Annotated in this window: 24 protein-coding genes and 1 other annotated feature; of the genes, 4 read left to right on the top strand and 20 right to left on the bottom strand. The window is 37.9% G+C overall.

The genetic code is table 11. The annotated features are described in order from the left end of the window. Positions 1-262 precede the first annotated feature (262 nt). The 7 genes from rny to yfmF form a co-directional block, all read right to left on the bottom strand. Positions 263-1819 (bottom strand): ribonuclease Y, encoded by a 1557-nt coding sequence (gene rny / locus IGJ18_RS12955; protein WP_010720620.1) that lies wholly within the window; start codon positions 1817-1819, stop codon positions 263-265. Positions 1820-2388: 569 nt separating this feature from the next. Further along, positions 2389-3429 carry a recombinase RecA gene (recA, locus tag IGJ18_RS12960; protein ID WP_010720621.1) on the bottom strand — a complete coding sequence of 347 codons (1041 nt, stop codon included), beginning with the start codon at positions 3427-3429 and terminating at the stop codon, positions 2389-2391. A gap of 105 nt (positions 3430-3534) precedes the next feature. After that, entirely contained in the window at positions 3535-4782 is a 1248-nt protein-coding gene (locus IGJ18_RS12965) for a competence/damage-inducible protein A (protein ID WP_438843409.1), read from the bottom strand. A 321-nt stretch (positions 4783-5103) separates the two neighbouring features. After that, the gene (gene pgsA, locus IGJ18_RS12970; RefSeq protein WP_010720623.1) at positions 5104-5682 is read right to left on the bottom strand and encodes a CDP-diacylglycerol--glycerol-3-phosphate 3-phosphatidyltransferase; all 579 of its coding nucleotides are present in this window, start codon (positions 5680-5682) and stop codon (positions 5104-5106) included. A 169-nt stretch (positions 5683-5851) separates the two neighbouring features. Beyond that, complete coding sequence (locus tag IGJ18_RS12975) at positions 5852-6742, bottom strand: RodZ domain-containing protein (protein ID WP_010720624.1); 891 nt, start codon at positions 6740-6742, stop codon at positions 5852-5854. 230 nt (positions 6743-6972) lie between these two features. Beyond that, complete coding sequence (gene yfmH / locus IGJ18_RS12980; RefSeq protein WP_010720625.1) at positions 6973-8262, bottom strand: EF-P 5-aminopentanol modification-associated protein YfmH; 1290 nt, start codon at positions 8260-8262, stop codon at positions 6973-6975. After that, positions 8255-9523 (bottom strand): EF-P 5-aminopentanol modification-associated protein YfmF, encoded by a 1269-nt coding sequence (gene yfmF / locus IGJ18_RS12985; RefSeq protein ID WP_438843410.1) that lies wholly within the window; start codon positions 9521-9523, stop codon positions 8255-8257. The genes yfmH and yfmF overlap by 8 nt, the downstream gene beginning before the upstream one ends. Before the next feature lie 235 nt (positions 9524-9758). On the opposite strand from yfmF, the gene mscL reads away from it, so the two are divergent. Next, positions 9759-10223 (top strand): large conductance mechanosensitive channel protein MscL, encoded by a 465-nt coding sequence (gene mscL, locus IGJ18_RS12990; RefSeq protein WP_010720627.1) that lies wholly within the window; start codon positions 9759-9761, stop codon positions 10221-10223. A 226-nt stretch (positions 10224-10449) separates the two neighbouring features. On the opposite strand, the gene IGJ18_RS12995 is transcribed toward mscL, so the two are convergent. The 12 genes from IGJ18_RS12995 to IGJ18_RS13050 all read right to left on the bottom strand — a co-directional run bounded on the left by IGJ18_RS12995 (position 10450) and on the right by IGJ18_RS13050 (position 20883). After that, entirely contained in the window at positions 10450-10887 is a 438-nt protein-coding gene (locus IGJ18_RS12995; RefSeq protein ID WP_010720628.1) for a GNAT family N-acetyltransferase, read from the bottom strand. A gap of 92 nt (positions 10888-10979) precedes the next feature. Further along, positions 10980-11225 carry a Veg family protein gene (locus IGJ18_RS13000; protein WP_005875105.1) on the bottom strand — a complete coding sequence of 82 codons (246 nt, stop codon included), beginning with the start codon at positions 11223-11225 and terminating at the stop codon, positions 10980-10982. 113 nt (positions 11226-11338) lie between these two features. After that, a complete protein-coding gene (locus IGJ18_RS13005) occupies positions 11339-11917 on the bottom strand; it encodes a sigma-70 family RNA polymerase sigma factor (protein ID WP_034700053.1) in 579 nt (192 codons plus the stop codon). A 77-nt stretch (positions 11918-11994) separates the two neighbouring features. Beyond that, on the bottom strand, positions 11995-12525 hold the full coding sequence (locus IGJ18_RS13010) for an NYN domain-containing protein (protein ID WP_034700055.1): 531 nt from the start codon (positions 12523-12525) through the stop codon (positions 11995-11997). 4 nt (positions 12526-12529) lie between these two features. Next, entirely contained in the window at positions 12530-13417 is an 888-nt protein-coding gene (gene rlmB / locus IGJ18_RS13015) for a 23S rRNA (guanosine(2251)-2'-O)-methyltransferase RlmB (protein ID WP_438843411.1), read from the bottom strand. Then, entirely contained in the window at positions 13410-13805 is a 396-nt protein-coding gene (locus IGJ18_RS13020; protein WP_438843412.1) for a Mini-ribonuclease 3, read from the bottom strand. Before IGJ18_RS13020 ends, rlmB begins: the two co-directional genes overlap by 8 nt. Further along, entirely contained in the window at positions 13802-15214 is a 1413-nt protein-coding gene (gene cysS / locus IGJ18_RS13025) for a cysteine--tRNA ligase (protein ID WP_207433446.1), read from the bottom strand. The genes IGJ18_RS13020 and cysS overlap by 4 nt, the downstream gene beginning before the upstream one ends. Continuing rightward, a complete protein-coding gene (gene epsC, locus IGJ18_RS13030; RefSeq protein WP_010720635.1) occupies positions 15211-15747 on the bottom strand; it encodes a serine O-acetyltransferase EpsC in 537 nt (178 codons plus the stop codon). Before epsC ends, cysS begins: the two co-directional genes overlap by 4 nt. Before the next feature lie 75 nt (positions 15748-15822). Continuing rightward, positions 15823-16063 (bottom strand) — a binding site (T-box leader). Beyond that, the gene (gene gltX / locus IGJ18_RS13035) at positions 16060-17520 is read right to left on the bottom strand and encodes a glutamate--tRNA ligase (RefSeq protein WP_438843413.1); all 1461 of its coding nucleotides are present in this window, start codon (positions 17518-17520) and stop codon (positions 16060-16062) included. (Overlaps the previous feature by 4 nt.) A 216-nt stretch (positions 17521-17736) precedes the next feature. Further along, on the bottom strand, positions 17737-18897 hold the full coding sequence (locus IGJ18_RS13040) for a PIN/TRAM domain-containing protein (protein ID WP_010720637.1): 1161 nt from the start codon (positions 18895-18897) through the stop codon (positions 17737-17739). 33 nt (positions 18898-18930) lie between these two features. Beyond that, complete coding sequence (gene radA / locus IGJ18_RS13045; protein WP_010720638.1) at positions 18931-20301, bottom strand: DNA repair protein RadA; 1371 nt, start codon at positions 20299-20301, stop codon at positions 18931-18933. Between the two features lie 51 nt (positions 20302-20352). Beyond that, positions 20353-20883: a dUTP diphosphatase gene (locus IGJ18_RS13050; RefSeq protein WP_053765952.1), complete on the bottom strand. Its 531-nt coding sequence runs from the start codon at positions 20881-20883 to the stop codon at positions 20353-20355. Positions 20884-21084: 201 nt separating this feature from the next. Here IGJ18_RS13050 and proB point away from each other — a divergent pair, with 201 nt between their 5' ends. The 3 genes from proB to IGJ18_RS13065 all read left to right on the top strand — a co-directional run bounded on the left by proB (position 21085) and on the right by IGJ18_RS13065 (position 23580). Then, positions 21085-21891: a glutamate 5-kinase gene (gene proB / locus IGJ18_RS13055; RefSeq protein ID WP_010720640.1), complete on the top strand. Its 807-nt coding sequence runs from the start codon at positions 21085-21087 to the stop codon at positions 21889-21891. Further along, positions 21888-23132 carry a glutamate-5-semialdehyde dehydrogenase gene (locus IGJ18_RS13060; protein ID WP_034700060.1) on the top strand — a complete coding sequence of 415 codons (1245 nt, stop codon included), beginning with the start codon at positions 21888-21890 and terminating at the stop codon, positions 23130-23132. Before proB ends, IGJ18_RS13060 begins: the two co-directional genes overlap by 4 nt. 103 nt (positions 23133-23235) lie before the next feature. Then, a complete protein-coding gene (locus IGJ18_RS13065; RefSeq protein WP_438843414.1) occupies positions 23236-23580 on the top strand; it encodes a hypothetical protein in 345 nt (114 codons plus the stop codon). Between the two features lie 88 nt (positions 23581-23668). Here IGJ18_RS13065 and IGJ18_RS13070 read toward each other — a convergent pair whose 3' ends face one another. Then, positions 23669-23986, bottom strand: a complete 318-nt coding sequence (locus IGJ18_RS13070; RefSeq protein ID WP_010720643.1) for a hypothetical protein — start codon at positions 23984-23986, stop codon at positions 23669-23671. Positions 23987-24148: the final 162 nt, after the last annotated feature.

Here is a 24148-nt window from a genome sequence, read left to right on the forward strand (position 1 = left end):
CTATTCTTCATCCTAGTTTGATTTTCTAGTAGTCATTAAGAATAATTTTGATCTACTTTAATGATAGAATAATCGTCTCTAGTTAGATTATGCCTACTTCTTATTAAGAAGCTAATTTAGAACTCAAAGTTAACACACCATGTTTATAGCTGCTCAACCTCTTATCAAAATAATGTTAAAACGATCAAGCTTGATTAAATAGTGGTTTAAAACAAAAAAGACGCTACGATTATCCTAACTAATCGTAACGTTCTTTTATTTTTTACTTAGCGTAGTCTGTCGCACGCGTTTCACGAATAACGATGACTTTGATATGCCCTGGATAATCTAATTCTTCTTCAATTCGTTTACGGATATCTCGTACTAAACGAACTGCATCTAAATCAGAGATCTCTTCTGGTTTTACCATAACCCGAACTTCTCGTCCAGCTTGAACAGCAAAACTAGATTCTACTCCGGCAAAGCTATTTGAAATGTTTTCTAAGCTTCTTAAGCGACGGATATAATTTTCCAAGGATTCACTTCTAGCTCCTGGTCGTGCAGCGGATAAGGCATCTGCAGCAGCTACCAAGACAGAAATAACTGACGTTGCTTCAACATCTCCATGATGAGATGCAATCGCATTGATCACTACAGGATTTTCTTTGTATTTAGCAGCTAACTCTGCGCCGATCTCTACGTGAGAACCTTCGATTTCATGATCTAATGCTTTCCCGATATCATGAAGCAAACCAGCTCGTTTAGCTAATTGGATATCTTCGCCTAACTCAGCGGCTAGTATACCTGACAATTTAGCAACCTCTACTGAATGTTTCAAAACATTTTGTCCATAGCTAGTTCTAAAATGAAGACGACCCATGATTTTGATCAAATCTGGATGAAGGGTATGCGCACCAACTTCAAACGCCGCTTCTTCCCCATACTCACGGATTCGTTCATCCATTTCTTTACGCGATTTTTCGACCATTTCTTCGATTCGTGCAGGATGGATCCGTCCATCTTGGATCAGTTTTTCTAAAGTCATCCGAGCGATTTCTCTACGAATTGGATCAAAACCTGAAAGGACCACTGCTTCTGGTGTATCATCAATGATCAAGTCAATTCCAGTCAATGTTTCTAGTGTACGGATATTTCGTCCTTCTCGACCAATGATGCGTCCTTTCATTTCATCATTTGGTAAAGTTACTACGGATACAGTTGTTTCAGATACTTGGTCTGCCGCACAGCGCTGAATCGCTAACGATAAAAGATTTTTGGCTTTACGATCTGCTTCTTCTTTTGCACGTTGTTCCGATTCTTTGACCATTAACGTCAATTCATGATTCAATTCTTCTTCAGTTGATTTCATGATGACATCTTTTGCATCTTCTTTAGATAAACCAGCAATTTTTTCTAATTCTCTTTGTTGTTCTTCAATCAACTTTTCAACGTCTTTTTCTCGCTCTTCAATCAATTGCTGTTTTGAACTAAGTGCTTCTTCTTTGCTTTCAAGTGAGGTCTCACGTTTTTCCAATGAGTCATCCTTACGATTCAACGTTTGTTCACGCTGAATTAAACGATTTTCTTGAGATTTTAATTCTAACTTGCTTTCTCTCAACTCACTCTCCACTTCAGAACGATATTTCTGGTTTTCCTCCTTAGCTTCTAACAATGCTTCTTTTTTTAGAGTTTCTGCTTCTTTCTTTGCACTATCAATAATTCCAGCTGCTGATGATTGAGCACCTGCAATTTCTTTTTCATGACGTGACTTTGCAACCATAAACCCTAAACCAAGACCGACAATTAAACCGATGATAGCGAGGAGAATATTGAATACCATAAAATCCACCTCCATACTATCTTTTTCATTTTTATCATCTATATAACTTTTATGATAAAGTACTCTAAACTTGTTAATATGCTTTATGCATAGGTGTACAAAAACATGCACAAGTTTATTCTAATGTTTGTACCCCGTAGTGTCAACTTTAAATACATAAGAAACGGCTTTCTCGATTTTCATTTAAAGGTCATTTTATGAATAAAAGATAATATTAAATAATAACCAAAACATATTAAGAACAAATAATTTTGCATTAATGAAAATTAAGAACAAAAAATGACTTTTAAGTAACATGTTATCCTTTCATTTAAGTAGAATAGTCCCTTTCTGTCGATGTAGTCAATCACTGCTTAAACATCCACCATTTTCCATTATGTTTTAGGAGAAAGTATAGTCAAATGACTACTTAAAAGACAAAAAATAAGCCGAAATTTTAAAAAATTTCGGCTTATTAGATTCAATCGACAACATATCAAAGGAAAACACTTTCTCTGAACGACGCGAGTTCTCTCGATGCTCAAACATCCTTTGAATAGTTATTCGATTATTTCTATTCTTACTTCGTCTTATTCCTCTAAAGGAAGTTCTGCTTGCGTTTCTTCGGGTATTTCTACATCTTCACCGATCCCATAAGCCGCCCGGACTAAAGCAGAAACTTCTGCCATCATTTCAGGATGAGTGGACATGTAATTTTTTGCATTCTCACGACCTTGTCCAATACGATCTTCTTTGTAAGAATACCAAGCACCACTTTTATCAACGATATCTTTTTCAACCGCCATATCAAGCAATTCTCCTTCTTGAGAAATTCCTTGCCCATACATCACATCGACTTCAGCAATTTTGAATGGTGGCGCTACTTTATTTTTAACTACTTTGATCTTCGTACGGTTACCAACAATGTCTGTTCCTTGTTTCAATTGTTCCGCACGGCGCACTTCTAAACGAATCGTTGCATAGAATTTTAATGCACGTCCACCAGGTGTGATTTCAGGATTACCGAACATCACTCCAACTTTTTCACGAATTTGGTTAATGAAAATAGCGATCGTTTTTGTTTTATTAATCGACCCAGATAGTTTACGCAATGCTTGTGACATTAATCGAGCTTGTAACCCTACGTGAGAGTCACCCATTTCTCCATCGATTTCAGCACGTGGAACTAAAGCTGCAACCGAATCGACTACTACGATATCTACTGCACCACTTGATACAAGCGCATCAGCGATTTCTAGTCCTTGTTCCCCAGTATCTGGTTGTGAAAGAAGTAATTCGTCAATGTTTACCCCTAATTTTTGAGCATATTGTGGGTCTAAAGCGTGCTCAGCATCGATAAAAGCGGCTGTTCCGCCATTTTTTTGTACTTCAGCGATTGCATGTAAGGCAACGGTTGTCTTACCAGAACTTTCAGGACCATATACTTCAATGATACGTCCTCGTGGGTAACCACCAACACCTAAAGCAACATCTAATGCAAGAGAACCACTTGGGATAGTCGAAACTTGTTGGTCGATTTTTTCGCCAAGTTTCATGATCGAGCCTTTCCCATAGTTCTTTTCAATTTTTTTCAACGCAGCATCTAAGGCTGCTTTACGATCATCTGCCAATACGATAATCCTCCTTATATTCACAAATCAGTGCGACATTTCATTGTACTAATCATATCGTTTTTAATGACAAAAAGCAAGAAAAAACCGAACAAATATTCGCATTTATTTTTTTCTTAATAGTTGTCTTCTAATGAGATCAAATCCTTGCATTACTGCGCTATTCCTTATATGAGAACGGTCTCTGGTAAATTGGTATTTCTGCGAAATGACCTCCCCTTCACTTGTTGCAACCGCGATCCAAACTGTTCCAGCTGGCTGTCCTTCTAAGGTATCTGGTCCAGCCACTCCAGTAAACGAAATCGCATAATCTGTTTTTGCTAAATTACGTGCTTGGATAGCCATTTGTTCTGCACATTCTTGGCTGACGGTTCCATGCTGCTTCAATAGTGCATCATCGATGTGTAAAAATTCTGATTTAGTTTCTAAAGAATAGGTAATGTAGCCTCCTGGGAAGACTTGAGAAACACCAGAGATCTCTCCCAAAGCTGATTGAAAGGCTCCAGCAGTCAAACTTTCTGCTGCAGTTATTGTTTGGTTTCTTTCCTTTAATAATTCTACGACCACTTTAGGCAATGAATTATCATCACCATATCCATAGAAGTACTCTCCTACTCTCGCCAATACTTTTTCTTCCAAAGCAAGTAAGGCTTGGTTTCCTGCATGTTTGTCTTTGGTCTTCACAGTTAATCGTAAAGTGACTTCGTTAGGTTTTGCGTAAGGGGCAATCGTTGGGTTGATCTGTGTTTCAATCAAGTCTTTTAATTCTGTGACTAGTTGAGATTCCCCGATACCGTAAAAACGTAAAACTTTTGAGATCAGCATTTCTTCAGATGGAAAGTTTTGCTCCAATAATGGGCGAGCTTGTTCAATGAACATTGGCTTTAATTCACTCGGTGGTCCAGGTAACAAGAGATAGACATGGTCCGCTGTTTGATAGAACGTACCTAATGCTAAGCCTGTGCGATTAGGTAAAGCAATCCCCCCATCGATGATTTGTGATTGTTGTAAATTGTTTTCAGTCATTTTACGCTTGGTCGTTTCAAAAAATGCTAACAATTTTTTATAGCCTTCGGTGTTTTGGATCAATTCTTCCCCTAGATGTTTCGCAGTAACTTCTTTCGTCAGGTCGTCTTCTGTCGGTCCCAACCCTCCACATAAAATGATCAAGTCACTTCTGGTTTCTGCTAATTGGAGTAATGATTCTAAGCGGTCGGGATTATCACCAACCACCGTTTGATAATACACATCAATCCCGAGGTCTGCTAACTGTTCGGATAAAAACGTGGCATTCGTGTTGACTACTTGTCCTAGTAAAAGTTCTGTCCCTACTGCTATGATTTCTGATTTCATTTTTTCGCTTCCTTCATTACAACAGACGAATTCTCGTTGGCCTGTTTTGGTCTCTTCTCAATCTCTTTTTATCTACTAATAGTATACGCCATTTGCTAAACGTTTCATTTATCATTTGCTCATTTTCTGATAAAGAGTTTCATCATTTTCATTTTCATCTTCATCATAAGATAGCTAGGCATCTAGCTAGTTTAGAAAAATGGCGATCAAATAAATGATTGAAACGTGAATCAGCATAAATAAATTCGTCTTACCCCAAAATATAAAATGTTATTTTGGGGTAAGACGAATTATCGAAATGGTACATCTTTGTAAGGAATCTTACATCGAACCTTTGAACACACCACTATTTTTCATAAAATAATCAACACCTGAATAAATCGTGAAGATCAAACAAGCATACAACATGATTTGATCCATCGGTAAATTGATCAGATTAAATGGAATATTATTGATGAATAATAAAATAATAGCCACCATTTGCGTAGCCGTTTTTACTTTTCCTGGCCACGCTGCTGCCATGACTTCCCCATCTTCGACTAACAATAGTCGCAGACCGGTAACAGCTAGTTCTCGACAAACGATAATCGCAACTACCCATCCTGGTGCCTTACCTTGCCCCACCAACATGATAAAAGCGGTCATCACTAACATTTTATCTGCTAATGGATCAGCAAACTTTCCAAAATTGGTAACTAATCCTCTGGCACGAGCAATTTTTCCATCGAGCCAATCGGTAATACTTGCTAAAGCAAAAATAATCGCTCCTACTAATTGTGTTACAGCAAGTGATGTTGTTCCTACGGTTACTTGTCCCCAATCTAAGGGTAATCCGACAACTAAAATAAAAATCGGGATCATACAAATTCTAAGTACAGTTAATTTATTTGGTAAATTCACACTATCGACTCCTTTCTTCCCTATTCTACGTGACTCGTTCTAAACTTTCCACCGATAATGATCAGTTTTTATCAGCAGTCGTGAAAAAAAGATAAGCACCTAAGATGAATCTGCCTTCCCAGGTACTTATCTTGTTTTCTTTTTTCACATCATTCTACTTATAAGCGATTTACTCTGCATACTGTAGTGTCAATGTGACATTTTTAGGATTTTGATTATTCGCTCCTGGATTAACAGGGATTTCTTCCCCGTTTATCTTAACCGTTGCATTACTTGCAGCTCCTAATCGAATCGTTGCATTGGTTGCCGTTTCCGGTAATTGCGTGCTTTGTGTTTCATTTGCTGCTAATGTCCCTTGATAAACATAGGCATTATCCACTAATACACCGATCCAAATTCGGTTAGTCGCTGCAAATTCAAGTGTAACAGGTTTTTTCGCATCCGTAACATTCACTGCGATCGTACTACCTGTGTCTTCACCAGCCGTAATCGCCATCTTTTTCTCTTCTTGTGTTGTTGAAGTGGTTGTCGTACTTGTTGAAGAAGAGGATTCACGCTCTTTCTTAGTGCTAGATGTCGTTTGTGTAATTGCACCGTCAACCGAAACTGAAGTTGCCGTTGTATCAATAATCGGGTCAGATTTTCGATCCTGCCAAGTCATATAACCCACAACAGTAATAATTGCTAAAGCGACTAAACCAAGTAAAATAACCGGTAGACTTGTCCAAAACTTACTTGGATTGGCTTCTTCCTGATGCATCGCTTTTCTCGAACCACTCACCGTTTCTGGTTCAGGACGTGCGACAACTTCTCCAGCTGATAATTTGCTTTTCCCATCAAATACATCAACTAAATGATCGCCATCTTCACCGACAGCTTCTGCATATTGACGAATAAATGCCCGAACATAAAATTTTCCAGGTAGTTGATCAAAATCATCATTATCGATTGCTTCTAGATAACGTTTTTGAATTTTCGTAATCTGCTGTAATTCATCTAAAGATATTTTCTTATTTAGGCGAGCTTGCCTTAATGTTTCTCCGATGGTTTCAAAAGCCACTCGTTCATCTTCTCCAGTCTTTTTATTCTAACCAGCAATTGTATAAACGCTAGTCGTCTAATTGTTCCTTTTCGTTAAGAATGTAACACGCCATACACCAACGCCCATTTTTTATTCTTTATCTTCTTAAGAATACCATAAACGAAGTTATCTTAGGGTAACATTGAATGCACTCTATAACGAAATTTAAGAGTTTAACTACTTTCCCATTCGTCATCTCTACTTCTATATCAGACATTTGGCTGCATATAAAACTCACTGAACGCTTCTTCTTTGATAAAAGAACGACCTACTTTTAATACATCTGCTAATTGAATGGATTCAATAATTTCTGGTAAATCAAATAATGTTTGATCCCCAAATAGGCTTTGCGTGAATTGGTTTGCAATGTATTCCAGTGAATTTAATGTTTGGAAATATTGTCCTAACATCTTTTTCTTCAACAATGTTAGATTTTCTTCAGACAGTTCTTGATCCTCTTCAAAATGCAGAAGAATTTCTTTCACTTTTTCAGCTGCTTTTTCTGGCTGATCCGTGTCTCCGCTAAAGTCAGCAAAATGAAATTCTCGATCTAAACTAAATTCAAAACCGAAGCTGTCATCAATTAAACCATCATTGTACATTTTCAAATAATTTTGAGAAGTATTCCCTAATAACAATTGGAATAAAAGATTGAGAGCGGTCTTGTATCTCAATAATTCCTTCCCTTCTGCTGGTAAAACATCTAGCCCTTTGATCCCCAAGACAAACTTATCTCTAGTGATTGCTGAGCGCATTGAGCTTTTCGCAATAATATCACCATTATTGTCAGGGAAATAACGTTTGATTTTTTGAGCTGGTGGAAAATCCTTAGCATTTTGATTGGTTCGAATCAATTCCATCAACTTTTCCGGCTCTAATTTTCCTACTACGAACAAGACCATATTACTTGGCTGATAAAATGTCCGATAGCAAGTGTATAAATCATCAGCAGTGATTGCTTCAATACTTTCAACTGTGCCAGCTATATCGATATGCAAAGGATGTTCAGGGTATAAATTATTCAAAATGCCAAAAAACATCCGCCAATTTGGATCATCTTCATACATTTGTATTTCTTGTCCTATGATCCCTTTTTCTTTATTAACAGTTTCTTCCGTAAAATAAGGTGCTTGGACAAAATCAAGTAAAGTCGTCAAATTTTTTTCAACTTGATCTGTCGTTGAAAATAAATAACTTGTTTTGGTAAAACTGGTAAACGCGTTAGCTGAGGCACCTTGTTGTCCAAATAATTGAAAGACATCGCCATCCTCTTTTTCAAACAATTTATGTTCCAAGAAATGGGCAATACCATCTGGAACTTTTATCTTTTTATCTGAACCATATGGAATAAATTCATTATCGATCGAACCGTAATTTGTACTAAATAAACCATATGTCTTATGGTAATCATTTTTAGGTAATAAATAAACAGTCAAACCATTTGGTAATACTTCATGGTACAGTGTTTCGTTGATTTGATCATATTCTGTTTTATTCATTTGTTGTACCTCCGTCTAAAAAGAAAATTGCCTGCAACTCGATTTGTCGAGCTATTTTTTGGATGTCTTCGACCGTTACTTTTTCCATCCGTTTTAACCATTCGTCAGCTGTTAATTTCGTTTCTGGCAACCAATTCTCTAAATAGGCAGTCTCGACAGCTACTTGCGGGGCATCTAATGATAATAGATATTGGTTTCGTAACATGGCCTTAGTTTGTGTCAATTCAAGTTCTGTGACTTCCCCATTTCGTAGACTTTCTAATTGTTCATGGATCAGATGCAATACTTGGTTACGTTTACGTCCATCAATTCCTGTTTGTACACTTAGGAACCCACGAAAAGTATCAATGCTGCTGGAAGCATAGTAAGCTAGGCTCTCTTTTTCACGAACATTCATAAATAATTTAGAGTGTGGGAAACCGCCAAATAATCCATTGAAGACCATCAATGAAAAACGATCCGGTTGGTCATAATAGACATTGGTTTGATAAGCCAAATTTAATTTCGCCTGAGTCACTGGTTCTTCGATCTGTCGCTCTTTGATGATATTTTCTTGCGGTTGGCTATAAAAAATTTCCGGGTGTAATCTTTCTCGCTCTGGAAATGCCCATTCACTAAAAGCTGCTTGGACTTCTGCAGGAGAGACATCTCCCACTACGAAGATATCGATCTGATCTTCTGTGATCATCCGATGATAATAGTCAGCTAACACTTCAGCTGTGAGTTCATCTAGATCTTCGATTGTTCCAAAACTTGGTATTTTCTGCGCCTCCGACTGATCAAAATACAACTCTTGAAGCGCCAGTGAAGCCATCGTTTGCTTGTCTTCATTTAAGCTCTCTAAATAAAGTTTCAAATTGTTTTTTTCTAAAGCAAAAGTGGCTGGATCAAATTTTTCCCCCGTAATGTTTGGATAAAAGAGAACTTCTTTCAAAAAAGCAACAGCTTGGTTTAAAATGCTGGTATCGTTGATATACTTGCCATTGACAAAGTTGATGCTAGCATCCAACCAGTGAAGATTGCCTTTTTTTCTCACGGACGTTCCAAAACTAGCACCATAAAGATCCGCCAATTTTGCACTTAACTGAGTCTGGTCAGGATAATTTAAACTGTTCGTTTCTAACAAGCTACTTAAAAGGGAACGTTTCGTGATGACTTCTTTTTTTAAACGCGTAGTAAAGCGAACAAAGATACGAACCGTTTTATATTGTTTTGTTTGCAAGACGTGGAGGTTTACACCTTCTGCCAGTTGATATGTCATAGTACATGCTCCTTTATTAGCAGTTCGTTCTCCGACATGGTTGATTTTATCTTGGAGGATAAAAGAATATGTGGCTACTATTTTTTACTGCTTTGATTCTCTCTTGCATCACTTAAGAGTCACCTTCTAGTATAGCATATAAGTACTTGAACGACAGACCTTAGCCATAAATGCATGTCGTTTTTATATTTTTTTATTCTTCGTTATACTAAGGATAAGTGAGAGGAGGAGAAAAATGATTAAAGAATTTAAAGAGTTTATTATGCGTGGCGACGTATTAGATTTAGCCGTTGGGGTTGTTATCGGGAGTGCATTTACTAGCATTGTCAATCAGATCGTTCAAGGTTTGATCACACCTCTTGTAGGCTGGGTTGTAGCGATGATTACTGGCACGTCTGATTTGGAAGGCGCCCTTTCTATCTTGGACTGGTCACCTACTAAAGGAGTTACGTTTGCTTTCGGCAATGTTATTAGTGCAATCATAACATTTATTATTACAGGGTTTGTCTTATTCTTAGTGGTGAAAGCAGCCAACCACGCTAAAAGATTACGTCCTGAAAAAGAAACAGAAGAAGCACCTGCCAAACCAACTGCTGAAGATTATTTGAGCGACATTCGTGATCTACTTGCACAACAAACAGCAGAAAACAACGGACGGCCAACTACACAAGCAACCGTTGATCAGACAACTGAAAAATAAAGAAAATTAAATGATACAAAAAGGGACTGGGACAAAAGTTGTCTCAGTCTCTTCTAGTATCTCTAAAAACGAATAAACGGTGAGACAAAAGTAGCATCTTCGGAAATAAGCCGAAATTTACCAAAAATTTGAGAAGCAATTTTCGGAAATTCCTTCTTATTTCTTGATGCTGAACACTTTTGTCTCAACCTCTTTTTGTATTGCGCTACCTATCGTCATGATCACTTTAGCTCGATTTTTTCATATCGATATGGGGAATGTCATCTTCTAAATAAACATCTGAAATGGCCTCGAATCCAAATGACTCATAAAAAGATTGAAGATAGACTTGCGCCCCAATGACGATCGGTCGTTGCGGGTAATTGGCTTCAATTACTTCCATCGTACGTTGCACGATCTTACGTCCCAACCCTTCTTTACGATGTTCACTATTGACCAACACTCGACCAAAATGAATGGTTCCATCTTCTTCAAAAATACGTGTATAAGCAGAAATTTTCCCTGCTTCATCTTTGAAATACGTATGCCAAGCTTGGCTATCAATTTCATCCACTTCTTGGTAGGGACAATTTTGTTCTACGACAAAAACAGCAATGCGTTCTTTGACAATCTCATAAAATTCTTGAGTGGTCAAATCTGCAAATTTTTTTACATAATGTTCCATTTGAAAGTGCCTCCAATTCTCTTTTTTTCAGCATACCTATTTCCAAACAAAAAAGCAAACGAACCTTATAAAAAACTAGGCTCGCTTGCTTTTTAAACTGCTTCAGTTAAAAATTCAATCTCGACTGTTCGAGTAAGTACATCTGAATAGCTATACGATACTCGTTCAAAAGAATTTTCTTCAGGATCCAAATCAACAACGAATACTGAAGGATAGGTTTCTGTTAAAACGCCTCGGCGTTCTGTTTGACGCTTTCTTCCTGTCTGAGCAACCAGCATGATTGGGCTGCCGATACGACCTTCTAAATCTTTTTTGATTGTAGCTAAAGTTGTTGGCATACAGTTCACCTCATTACCCAATATACCACACTTTCTAAAAATTTTCAAGTTTACCATATAAAAAAAAGAAATGCAATAAAAACAAATAAGAAAAACATTAATAATTTTATAAATTATTCCTCATGATAATTTTTGAGATGTTGTTTTATTTTAAATTTCACACGGCTATACGCACTCTTGACTTGTTTGACATCCATTGAAAGTTCCTCTGCCATCCTCTTGAAATCGGTTCCTTGCATATAATAATAAAATATTTTTGCTTCCTTTTTTGAAAATTTGATTTCACAATCTTCAATGGCTTCATTTAACAGTAATCGTTGCATCGCAAGTGGTTCTTGAGTAGTGATTTCTGCTAAAAAGTCCGGACCTTCTGTTTCAACCTTCTGATCAATCGATAATTCATCTTTTTGGTCTCTACGTTTCAATGCATTTTGTTTTCTTAATAATGAATAAATTTGATTACTGATAATGCTTTTATAATAGCTGCCAAAGCTAACGCCTTTGTTATTTTCATAAGTCTTTAAAGCTTGGTATAAGGCGATCCTTGCTTCTTGTTCCCAATCTTCATACACATAATTTCTTAGGTAGTACATATTTTTTAAACGTAACAAAAGTGGAAAATATTTTTGATATAGGATAGCGAATGCTTCTTCATCACCGTCACGTGCGGCGCGCAATAACTCCTCAGACATAAAATAATTCCTCCATCTCTTTCGATTATGGAGGAATCTTACCATCAATCATCCGATTGACTAATCATATAACTGTGTTATCTATCTTTTCGCATTAAATCGTCTAACTTTTGGGACAATTTTTCTAATTGTTCTTTACTCCAAGGCGAATTACGACGAAAATTATCAAATTGCATATTTATATTATCTTGTGCAATGTTTTTCTCTGTTTTCTGGATCGTTTTATATAATTCATAGGCAGAAGTCCGCAAAGCCCCTTGTGAAAAGATCATCCATTGCTCGGCTAAGTCACTCGTGGCAACAGTTACTTGCGTTAAACGATCATTCAATTGGCCAGCAATACGTTCAATATAACTATCTGCCGTTTCATCTTCTTTTGTGAAGACGACTTCTAATTGGTATTTCTTGTAGTTTTGCTGAATGCCTGGAACCAATTGTGCATCAAAAACAACTATCACTTCAATTCCTTCGTATTTGGCATAATTTGACAAACGATGCAACAAAGCTTCTCTAGCATCCGCCATCTTTTCTTGTTTTTTCAACAAAACGAGTTCTGGCCAAGAACCGATCATGTTATAACCATCAACAATTAGGAGCTGCTTTTTCATCTGATCACTCTCCTTGACGTTGAGAAAAAGCTTGATACATCAACAATCCAGCAGCAACACTCGCATTCAAACTTTGAACGTGACCGACCATTGGAATGGTCAAAAGTTCGTCCATTTCTTTTTTCAATCCAGGACTCATTCCTCGTCCTTCGTTACCAATCACTAAAGCAATAGCGCCTTTTGCATTCCATTTTTGGAAATTTGTACCATCCATATCTGTCCCAAAAACCCAAAAACCGGCTTCTTTTAGTTGTTGGACCGCTTGAACAAGATTGGTCACTCGTGCTACAGGTACATGTTCGACTGCTCCAGTAGAGGTTTTTGTGACGATTGGCGTAATGCCTACCGCCCGATGCTTAGGAATGATTACGCCGTCTACCCCACTTGCATCCGCTGTTCGTAGGATCGAACCAAAATTGTGAGGATCTTCAATACTATCTAAAATGACAAAGAAAGGTGTTTCTGTTTTTTCTTTGGTTTGCTGAAGAAGCTGGTCTAAGGATAAATATTCATACGGGGTAATCGCTAAGACTACTCCTTGGTGTACACCATGATCACTTAATGTATCTAATTTTTGTTTTGGTACCCATTTAACTGGTACAGCTTGATCTCTAGCAATGTTCTTTAACTCTTCGGTTTTTTCTCCCCCTGAGTCCTCTTGTAAAAATAACTTATTCCCTCTACCTTGTTGTAAGGCTTCTACTGCTGCATGATGACCAAAGACAAAATTATCTTCGATTGCTTCCTCTTTTTTCTCCCCAACTACAGGTTCATAGGAAGTGTCATAATGGTTTCGCTTTTTTTGCGATTTTTTCTGTGATGAAGCGTTCATTGGCTGTTTCGTTGCTTTTTTACGTTTGTTATAATGACGTTCTTTTTGTTCTCTACTCATTTTTTTCACCGACTTTCTGGATACACCATTCAATTAATTCTTCTAACCGTTCTGTTTGTTTCGTCAAATGCAGATACCCCATCAAAGCTTCAAAACCTGTGGCAATTCGATAAGTTGTGACATCTGCATTTTTTGCACTTGTATGACTTTTGGCATTTCTACCACGACGATAAAAAGTTTCTTCTTCTGGTGTCATCAATTTTTCTTCTAGCATCTCTTTAATCAGATAAGCTTGTGCTTTTGCTGAAACATAATTCGTGGCTGCTTTATGAAGTTTATTCGGTTTAGTCGCCCCTTGTTCGATCAAATAGTCACGGATATAGATCTCATAGATGGCATCCCCTACATAAGCTAAAGCTAGTCCGTTTAATTGTGTATAGTCTTTCATGCTTCTCTTCTCCAACGAGTTCCTTGCGGTGTGTCATCAAGCAAGATCCCTTTTTCTTTTAATTGGTCACGGATTTCGTCACTACGGGCAAAATCACGATTTTTTCTTGCTTGCGTACGTTCTTCGATCAACTGCTCGATCTCTTCATCAAGTAATTCCTCAGATGTAAATAAAATACCAAAAATAGCCAACCATTGGGTAAATAATGCTTCCCCTTTTGCTAGAACATCCGCTGAAACAGTTGTTTTCTCCAAATACGTGTTTAACCATTTTGCCAATTCATAAACGACGGTAATTCCATTCGCAGCATTAAAATCGTCGTCCATTTCTTCAATAAACCGTTGTTCAATTTGTTCAAGCTCAGCTAAATACTTTGTGTCATCTGCCAGAGATTTTTCTGCTGTTGCTAGGCGGAATTTAAGATTATCAAATGTATTTCTTAAGCGTTGCAAGTTTGTCGCTGCTTCCTTCATCGTTGCCTCACTATAACGAATCGGTCGGCGATATTGAGTTGTTGCCATGAAGAAGCGTAACACTTGTGGATCTACCGTTTGGATCATTTCATGGACAGTAATAAAGTTACCTAATGATTTACTCATTTTCTGATCATCATCGCCAATCGTGACGTAACCATTGTGCATCCAATAATTGGCAAATTTCTTTCCCGTTTTTGCTTCGCTTTGGGCAATCTCATTTTCATGATGTGGAAACTCTAAATCTTGCCCACCACCATGGATATCAATTGTTTCCCCTAAATGTTTCGTTGCCATAACGGAACATTCGATGTGCCATCCTGGACGTCCGGGTCCCCATGGAGAATCCCAAGAGATCTCATTAGGTTTTGCTTTTTTCCATAGTGCAAAATCAAGCGGATCTTCTTTCTGACTTTGTTCTGCTCCCGTCCGTTGACTCGCGCCCACTTCTAACTCATCAATCGATTGATCACTAAGCTGTCCATAGGTTGAAAATTTTCTTGTACGGTAGTAGACATCGCCATTTGATTCATATCCATAACCTTTTTCGATCAATACTTGGATGAAAGAAATAATATCTGGCATATGATCCATCACACGAGGATGCGCTGTAGCTGGCTCCACATTCAACGCCTTGGTATCTTCTTCAAATGCTTGGATAAAACGGTTGGCTACTTCTGGCGCCGTGATCCCTAATTCATTAGCAGCACGAATGATTTTATCATCTACATCAGTGAAATTGGAAACATAATCGACTTGATATCCCCGATATTCAAAGTAGCGTCGAATCGTGTCAAAAGCAATCGTGCTGCGGGCATTTCCAATATGAATATAGTTATAAACAGTCGGACCACAAACGTACATACCGACTTTTCCTGCTTGAATCGGTACAAATTCCTCTTTTTGTCTAGTCAATGTATTGTAAATTTTTATCATTCTGATCTCCTCACTTTTTCTCCATTAATCCGTACTACTTTTGCAGGAACCCCCACGGCTGTAGCATAATCTGGAATGTCTTTTAAAACGACTGCACCGGCACCAATCTTCGTATGTTTCCCAATCGTGACCGGTCCTAATATTTGAGCATTAGCAGAAAGCATTGCCCCTTGTTTCACTGTGGGATGCCTTTTGCCCGTTTCTTTACCTGTACCACCTAACGTAACTCCATGAAAAAGAACTACATCATCAGCGACCTCTGCGGTTTCTCCAATCACGATCCCCATCCCATGATCGATAAAAACACCTTGTCCGATCTGGGCTCCAGGATGTATCTCGATTCCTGTTATAAATCGCCAAAATTGTGCATTGATTTTTGCCAGCAAGTAAAGTTTATGCTGATATAAGTAATGTGACACCCGATGCCAAAATAAGGCATGAAACCCTGGATATGTCAAAACGATTTCTAATGTTGAACGAGCAGCCGGGTCATTTTTTTTAGCTGCCTCTACCGCTCGGGCAAACCACCCCATCGTCATCGCTCCTTCCTCTCAATAATTTATGTAGTTCTCTGACAAATAAAGAAGCGCCTTTAACAAGTTTCCTTATTAAAAGACGCTAATTGGCGTGGTTCCACTTTTATTTATAATCAGATATGATTACCTCTAGCTGTTAACGTAAGCTTATACGTTCTCGACTACCTGAAATTCGTCACAAAGAGATGTGTCTATTTCACTCGCCGAAACCACTCCCAGAGGCATTTCAGTAAACATCGATCAGTGACTTCCACCGCCCGTCACCTCTCTTGAGATCAATGATTACTTACTTCTTTCTGTTCATCGTGTTTAGTTGATGACTTGATTTAAATGTGCTAATGATTTTTCACGACCAAGCAATTCGATCGTATCTGGTAATTCTGGTCCGTGCATTTGTCCTGAAACAGCTACTCGGATTGGCATGAAAAGATTTTTACCTTTAACGCCAGTTTCTTTTTGGACAGCTTTGATTGCTACTTTTACGGTTGGGGCATCCACGACTTCCATTTGTTCTAGTTGTGCTTTAAACGCATTAAGAACAAGTGGAACAGTTTCGCCTGCTAATACTTCTTTAGCCGCATCGTTCAATACAGGATGTTCATTGAAGAATAAGGAAGAAGCTTCTACGATTTCAGCTGCGTAACTCATTTGTGGTTGATACAGACTAACGATTCTTTTGACCCATTCGATCGTTTTTTCATCAGGATTTTCTTGTACTCGACCGTCAGCGATCAAGTAAGGCAAGCACATGTCTGTTAACTTATCTAAATCCATTTCTTTCATGTAATGGTTATTCACCCATTGTAATTTCTTCGCATCGAAGGCTGCAGGTGATTTACTCAAACGATTTGGATCAAACATGTTGATCAATTCTTCTTGGTTGAAAATTTCGTCTTCGCCTACTGGTGACCAACCTAATAATGCAATAAAGTTGAACATTGCTTCTGGTAAGTAACCTAATTCACGATACTGTTCGATAAATTGTAAAATCGATTCATCACGTTTACTTAGTTTTTTCCCAGTTTCTGTATTGATGATCAATGTCATGTGACCGAATGTTGGTGGTGTCCAACCAAAAGCTTCATAGATCATCAATTGTTTAGGTGTATTTGCAATATGGTCATCCCCACGTAAGACATGAGTAATCTTCATCATATGATCATCTACAGCTACAGCAAAGTTATATGTTGGCATACCATCACGTTTTTGAATGACATAGTCGCCACCGATATTATCTGATTCAAAGGTGATATCCCCTTTGACCATATCTTTGAACGCATATTCCGTATTACGTGGTACACGGAATCGGATCACTGGTTCAATCCCTTGCGCTTCTTTTTCTGCTTGTTCTTCTGGTGTTAGATTTGCACAAGTACCCGCATAATGAGGCATTTCTCCACGTGCACGTTGTTCTTCACGAGTTGCTTCTAACTCTTCTTCTGTACAGTAACATTTGTATGCCCGATTACTTGCAAGAAGTTGATCAATCAAAGGCTGATAAATTTCTTTTCTTTCAGATTGACGATAAGGACCATATTCTCCAGGATTTTCAGGAGATTCATCCCAATCAATACCTAACCAAGCCAAATTTTCCAATTGGCTCTTTTCACCATCTTCAATGTTTCGTTTTTGGTCTGTGTCCTCAATACGAATAATAAAGTCTCCATCGTTGTGGCGAGCAAATAGATAATTGAACAATGCTGTTCGAGCATTCCCAATATGTAAGTGCCCAGTTGGACTTGGTGCATAGCGTACGCGTACTTTCGTCATTTTCTTCCTCTTCTTTCAAACTAGACTTTAAAATATGAGACAAAACACGAAAAACATGTTCTGTTTTACATCCTCATATTTCTTAAAGGCTTTTTCATTAAAATGAAAGCCACTCAGCACAAATTTTACCTTTAATATGGGAAATAGTAAAGCCAACTGGTTGAATTTCCTTACCAGTTGGCTACTTTTTATACTCATATTCCGATTTTTCTTTCGTTAAGCATGTTTACTTTTTTCAGTTTCTTTTTTATTGTCTTTATTATCGATCCCACGACCTGCATGGGCTGGTTTTGCAAAAATCATCCGCCCGGCAGCTGTTTGTAAGGCACTTGTAACAACCACTTCGATATGTTCGTTCATATAATGCTGTCCATCTTCCACGACCACCATGGTGCCATCATCGAGATAAGCAACCCCTTGTTGACGTTCTGTTCCTGCTTTTACGACTAAAACATTCATGTTTTCACCTGGAATAACTACCGGTTTTACTGCATTCGCTAAAGCATTGATATTCAACACTGGTACATTTTGAAACTCTGAGACTTTATTTAAGTTATAATCATTTGTCACGATGACACCATCTAAAAGTTTCGCTAATTTGATCAATTTGCTGTCCACTTCAGTGATATCTTCAAAATCACCGTCATACATTTCAACAGAGATTCCTTCTTCTTTTTGCAAAGCATTGAGGATATCCAGCCCGCGGCGTCCGCGAACACGTTTTAGGCTATCGCCAGAATCAGCAATATACTGTAATTCATAAAGCACAAAATTCGGAATCATCAGTGTGCCTTCTAAAAAACCAGTTTTGGTGATGTCATAGATTCGTCCGTCAATGATCACGCTAGTATCTAAGATTTTGTATTTATGAAAGTTCTCGCCTAATTTCCGTTCCAGTATTTGGCTCTCCACTTGACTAGGTGTTTCTTGTTCCACTTTCTTGTTTCTTGAACCAAAGATTTTTTTCCATTCATCGATTCGAGTGGTTCCCATCCTGAATCCTAAATAGCCTAAAATAACCATTAATAAGATGGGAAGAACACTATTTACAAACGGAATTTTCAAATTATATAGTGGCGTTGAAATAATTACACCTAAAGTTAGCCCGATAATCCCACCAATTGCACCAAACAATAGGTAAGTTAAACTAACCTCACTTAATTTTTCCTCAATTTGCTTGATAACAGCTGAGATATGTTTTGCCAATAGCAAAGACAATAAAAAGAAAATAAGTGCACCTAACAGGCTATTGGTAAATGTATTATTCAGCCATCCATTTGTTTGCTGACCAATTGTCTGCCAAGCCATTGGTAAAAAAGAAATACCTAAGCTGGCACCGACAATAATCATCAGCAAGGTGATGACACGTTTTTGCATACTCTTTCCTCCATTTCTTTAATTTTACTATTTTTAACGAAAGACACGTTTTAACGTTTCCGCCAAGGTAGCGACACCTACGACTTCAATGCCAGTCGGAGGATTCCACCCTCCTAGATTGTTCTTTGGCAAATAAACTTTTGTGAAACCCAGCTTTTGTACTTCTTTGACACGCTGTTCAATATGACTGACACGGCGAATTTCGCCCGTCAACCCGATTTCGCCAATAAAACATTCTGTCGGTTGTGTCCCTTTTTCTTTGTAACTGGAAGCAATACTCACAGCAATCGCTAAATCAATGGCTGGTTCATTTAATTTTACCCCACCTGCTGCTTTTAAGTAAGCATCTTGATTCTGCAACAGTAAGCCTGCTCGTTTTTCGAGAACTGCCATGATCAATGATACTCGGTTAAAATCTAAGCCAGTAGTGGTTCGTTTAGCATTTCCATACATTGTTGGTGTTACCAGTGCTTGGATTTCCACTAAAATTGGGCGGGTACCTTCCATCGCCACAACAATCGCTGAGCCTGTTGCTCCTTCTAATCGTTCTTCCAAAAAGATTTGGGAAGGATTCGCAACTTCTTCTAATCCATGTTCATGCATTTCAAATATACCAATTTCATTTGTTGAACCAAATCGATTCTTTACTGCTCTCAAAATACGAAAACTATGATGCTGTTCTCCTTCAAAATACAAAACAGTATCAACCATATGTTCAAGCATACGTGGACCAGCAATCGAGCCTTCTTTCGTTACATGTCCTACGATAAAAATCGCAATCCCATTTGTTTTCGCTATTTTCAACAACTCAGCAGTCGTTTCTCTCACTTGACTGACACTCCCTGCTACACTCGTAATATCAGGTTGTGTCATCGTTTGAATCGAATCAATGATCACATAATCTGGTGAAATCTGTTCGATGGCACGGCTAATTTCATTCATATCAGTTTCAGCATATAAGTAAAATTCTGTATTGATTGAGCCCAAACGCTCGGCACGTAATTTAATTTGTTCTGCACTTTCTTCTCCAGAAACATATAATACTTTTCCGCCGATATCAGCTAATTGTTGGGATACTTGTAAAAGTAATGTGGATTTACCGATACCTGGATCGCCACCAATCAAAATCATTGACCCCGGAACTACGCCCCCACCCAAAACTCGATTCAATTCATCTAATTTTGTTTTGACTCGTGGTTCCTTTTTAGGAATCACTTCTGCAATTTTCGTTGGTTTGGCTTTTTCTCCAGTCAAACTTGTTCGTGTTCTACGGTCAGTCGTATCTTGCTCGATTTCCTCGACCATCGTGTTCCATTTCCCGCAATTTGGGCAACGCCCTAAGAATTTAGGCGAAACATAGCCACAATTTTGGCAAACAAACTGGACTTTCGCTTTTTTTGCCATTGTCCCGCCTCCTTTAAATAATTATTTTTGAATTAAATAAACCTTGAATGGTTATACATCTGATGAACCAAAGCCACCTTTACGGGCCTGTTCTGTTTGGTCTTGATCTGCTTTTAAGAATGGCAAGAAAATTCCTTGTCCAATTCGCTCACCTTTTTTGATGACAACATCCTTCAAACCAAAATTAGTAAATTGGAACATGATATGCCCTTCATTTGCATCATTATTATAGTAATCACTATCAATGACACCTACTCCGTTACTTAAAACTAAAAAACGCTTCAACGGATTACTTGAACGATTGGCTAATTGTAAAAATTCATCTTCTCCCATATAGGCTTTGATCCCAGTAGGAACAAGAACTGGTTTTAATGTTTTCTCGTCGACTGTTGTTTCTTCATTTTTCAATACCTCTGAAAGAGCTGTTATCCCTTGTTTTAATCCAGCTTTCCAAATACTTGGAATAACAATATCTTCTGCCGCTTCAAAATCATATCCAGCAGCATGATGAGTTGCTCGTTGAGGTAATTGTATCTTTTGTTGTGCATATGTTGAAATAACTTCAAACCCTCTTTTTCTCACCGAATTTCCTCCCAAAATAGACTATATTTATTTTACCATATTCATGATACCAAAAGGACGACTTAAAAAATTCTTCATTAATTTATGTTAAGATGAATAAAATACTGCTGTCATAAAAAAATAAATTTTATACATGACTTTATGGTGTAAAACAAGTAGAATAGAACGAAATCAAAACGTGTATTTAGTTAGAGGTGTCACATGCGAAAAGAAGTTACAAAAGCCAAACGAATTGTTATTAAAGTGGGAACGAGTACTTTAATCTATCCCAATGGAAACATCAACCTCGCTGCGATTGATCAGCTTGCCTTTGTCTTGTCTGATCTTCGGAATCAAGGGAAAGAAGTCGTATTAGTTTCATCCGGCGCTGTTGGTGTCGGGATGCACAAAATGAATCAAGCTACACGCCCCACAACGATCCCGGAACAACAAGCAATCGCTGCGATCGGGCAGGCAGAATTGATGAACATTTATAATCAACGTTTCAGTGTTTACAATCAGCAAACAGCTCAGATCCTCGTTACTCGGGATGTGATCGATTTTCCTCAAAGTCGAGTCAATGTGATCAACACACTTGAACAGTTATTAGCAATGGGAACCATCCCGATCGTTAATGAAAATGATACTGTAGCAGTCGATGAACTTGAACATACAACGAAATTTGGTGATAATGATCAACTATCTGCGATCGTTACAAAATTGATCACAGCAGATTTATTAATTGTTTTATCTGATATTGACGGATTTTATTCCGCCGATCCTTCAAAAAATCCAGACGCAAAGATGTATCAAACCGTTTCGGTCATTGACGAGTGTTTAATGGCACAAGCGGGTGGTGCTGGTAGCACCTTTGGAACAGGAGGAATGTCTAGTAAGTTACAAGCAGCATTACGTATTTTTGAAGCCAACAGTACAATGATCCTGGCAAACGGAAAAAATCCTACCATTATCTTCGATCTTTTAGCCGGTAAAGAACTTGGAACCTTATTTAAGGAGGAACACGTATGACTGATTTAAATCAACTTGGAAAAAATGCAAAACAAAGCGCCCAAACCCTTGCTTTGATGAGTACAGAACAGAAAAATGACCTTCTCAAACAGATGGCATTGATGCTCAAAAAAAATCAGGGAGCGATACTTGAAGCCAATCAGAAAGATTTAGAGCAAGCAACCGAAAATCAGATGAGCGAAACGATGCTTGACCGCTTACGCTTAACGCCTGAGCGTATCCATGATATGGCTGAAGAAATCAGTAAAATTGCTTCATTAGAGGATCCAATTGGAAAAGTAGAACAAATGTGGAAGAATGCTGATGGGTTACTGATTGGAAAAAAACGTGTCCCACTTGGTGTCATCGGAATCATTTATGAATCTAGACCGAATGTGACGACTGATGCAGCCAGTTTGGCTTTTAAATCAGGAAATGCCGTTATTCTTAGAGGCGGAAAGGAAGCTTTCTTTTCCAATCAATTATTAGTGAAGCTTCTGCAACAAACGTTAACTGATGCTGGCCTGTCTCCTTACGCTGTTCAATTTGTGGACGATACATCTCATGAAACGGCTGCTGAATTAATGAAATTAACAGAGTACTTAGATGTGTTGATTCCTCGAGGCGGCGCAAATTTGATCAGAAGAGTGAAGGAACAAGCCACAGTCCCAATCATTGAGACTGGCACTGGTAACAACCATATTTATATCGATAAAGATGCTCAGTTGACCATGGCAACGAATATCATCGTCAATGCAAAAGCTTCTCGTCCATCTGTTTGTAATGCTGCAGAAACATTGTTGATCCATTCAGAGATCGCCCCTTTCTTTTTACCTGTTATTGAAAAAGCATTAGTAGAACATGGGGTTTCTCTACGTGCAGATACGCGTGCCATGGAATATTTAGAAACCGCAACCCTTGCAGAAAAAGCTGATTGGGATACGGAATATCTAGACTATATTCTGGCTGTGAAAGTCGTTGATTCTTTAGATGAAGCGATCGACCATATCAATCGCCATAATACAAAACATTCTGAAGCCATCGTTACGGATAGTTACCAAGCAAGCCAACGTTTCTTGAACGAAGTGGACGCCGCTGCGGTTTATGTGAATGCCTCAACTCGTTTTACTGACGGAGCTGTTTTTGGTTTTGGTGCTGAAATCGGTATTTCTACTCAGAAATTACATGCTCGAGGTCCGATGGGATTGAATGAACTGACCTCTACGAAATATATCATTTACGGCGAAGGTCAAATCCGCTAAAATGTTTCACACGAAACATTTTAGTCTTCACAATAAAAATATGACAAAATTTTTCTTTATTTTTTGATTCTTGAAAAGTTTTTTAGTTAGAAAGGTTACTTTTATGTTCGAAATTTTCACGATATTTTTAGTATACTTGATTTCTTTAAACATCGCTGCCTTTATAGGAGTGATGATTTTAGCCACTTTTTTCCAAATAAAAAAAAGAAATTTTAATCCCACTCAGGAAAAATGGCAAGTTTATCTTCAAAAAATTGGTCCTAAAGACATTGTTCAAAGGCTACATGTTAGTTATATGCTCGCTTTAGGCATTTTAGCTGTGATCAATTACAATCTAGCGTTCCACCATTCGATTGCTTATACGATCACTTTATTGATTGCCGGGATTTTCCATTTGTCTTTCAAATATCAATTAAACAAAAATAATTTACCCAAGCGCTTTAACTAGAATGCCTCATAACTGCAATGATTGAAATAAGCTATTATCGACTAAAAGAAACGCATTAAGCGTAACTTCAAGTCGATAATAGCTTATTTTAGCCAAGATGATCTTCATTATCGTTAGCAAAAATGGCAAACCCATCGAATGTCTCACCATCATAATATCTTAACAATTCTTCTGTCGACAGATTCATTGTTTTTTCTTTTTCTATTTCCATATCTGTAAGTAGTTGTTCACGATAGGCTTGATACATACTCGCTAGTTTCTGGTGCATGATTTTTCGAGATTCTCCTGTCGCATTGATTACAGGCAGCTCTTTTAGATAACCACCATAAACGGGTCGATCATCCACCAACTCGATGGGAAGTTCAACCAACGTGATACCTACTTCTTTGAAATATTCTTCAATCATCGCTTTTCCTCACTTTTTACTGGCTGTGTCTTATTCTCATCATAACATGATTTATGACAAAAACAGTGTATTCATTGACCTTTTTCGTTGAAACACATGTTAAAAATAAACCCTCTCACGATACCAGTTACCAGAACTGTAGATCGAACGTCACAAATAACA

This window comes from Enterococcus sp. AZ078, assembly GCF_051714985.1.
Taxonomy (GTDB): Bacteria; Bacillota; Bacilli; order Lactobacillales; family Enterococcaceae; genus Enterococcus_B; species Enterococcus_B hirae.

Bases quoted from the DNA above. Each gene is read 5' to 3' on its own strand.
- rny (WP_010720620.1), bottom strand. From the start codon at position 1,819: ATGGTATTCAATATTCTCCTCGCTATCATCGGTTTAATTGTCGGTCTT.
- IGJ18_RS12965 (WP_438843409.1), bottom strand. From the start codon at position 4,782: ATGAAATCAGAAATCATAGCAGTAGGGACAGAACTTTTACTAGGACAA.
- yfmH (WP_010720625.1), bottom strand. From the start codon at position 8,262: ATGAATAAAACAGAATATGATCAAATCAACGAAACACTGTACCATGAA.
- yfmF (WP_438843410.1), bottom strand. From the start codon at position 9,523: ATGACATATCAACTGGCAGAAGGTGTAAACCTCCACGTCTTGCAAACA.
- mscL (WP_010720627.1), top strand. From the start codon at position 9,759: ATGATTAAAGAATTTAAAGAGTTTATTATGCGTGGCGACGTATTAGAT.
- IGJ18_RS12995 (WP_010720628.1), bottom strand. From the start codon at position 10,887: ATGGAACATTATGTAAAAAAATTTGCAGATTTGACCACTCAAGAATTT.
- IGJ18_RS13000 (WP_005875105.1), bottom strand. From the start codon at position 11,225: ATGCCAACAACTTTAGCTACAATCAAAAAAGATTTAGAAGGTCGTATC.
- IGJ18_RS13005 (WP_034700053.1), bottom strand. From the start codon at position 11,917: ATGTCTGAGGAGTTATTGCGCGCCGCACGTGACGGTGATGAAGAAGCA.
- IGJ18_RS13010 (WP_034700055.1), bottom strand. From the start codon at position 12,525: ATGAAAAAGCAGCTCCTAATTGTTGATGGTTATAACATGATCGGTTCT.
- rlmB (WP_438843411.1), bottom strand. From the start codon at position 13,417: ATGAGTAGAGAACAAAAAGAACGTCATTATAACAAACGTAAAAAAGCA.
- IGJ18_RS13020 (WP_438843412.1), bottom strand. From the start codon at position 13,805: ATGAAAGACTATACACAATTAAACGGACTAGCTTTAGCTTATGTAGGG.
- cysS (WP_207433446.1), bottom strand. From the start codon at position 15,214: ATGATAAAAATTTACAATACATTGACTAGACAAAAAGAGGAATTTGTA.
- epsC (WP_010720635.1), bottom strand. From the start codon at position 15,747: ATGGGGTGGTTTGCCCGAGCGGTAGAGGCAGCTAAAAAAAATGACCCG.
- gltX (WP_438843413.1), bottom strand. From the start codon at position 17,520: ATGACGAAAGTACGCGTACGCTATGCACCAAGTCCAACTGGGCACTTA.
- IGJ18_RS13040 (WP_010720637.1), bottom strand. From the start codon at position 18,897: ATGCAAAAACGTGTCATCACCTTGCTGATGATTATTGTCGGTGCCAGC.
- radA (WP_010720638.1), bottom strand. From the start codon at position 20,301: ATGGCAAAAAAAGCGAAAGTCCAGTTTGTTTGCCAAAATTGTGGCTAT.
- proB (WP_010720640.1), top strand. From the start codon at position 21,085: ATGCGAAAAGAAGTTACAAAAGCCAAACGAATTGTTATTAAAGTGGGA.
- IGJ18_RS13060 (WP_034700060.1), top strand. From the start codon at position 21,888: ATGACTGATTTAAATCAACTTGGAAAAAATGCAAAACAAAGCGCCCAA.
- IGJ18_RS13065 (WP_438843414.1), top strand. From the start codon at position 23,236: ATGTTCGAAATTTTCACGATATTTTTAGTATACTTGATTTCTTTAAAC.
- IGJ18_RS13070 (WP_010720643.1), bottom strand. From the start codon at position 23,986: ATGATTGAAGAATATTTCAAAGAAGTAGGTATCACGTTGGTTGAACTT.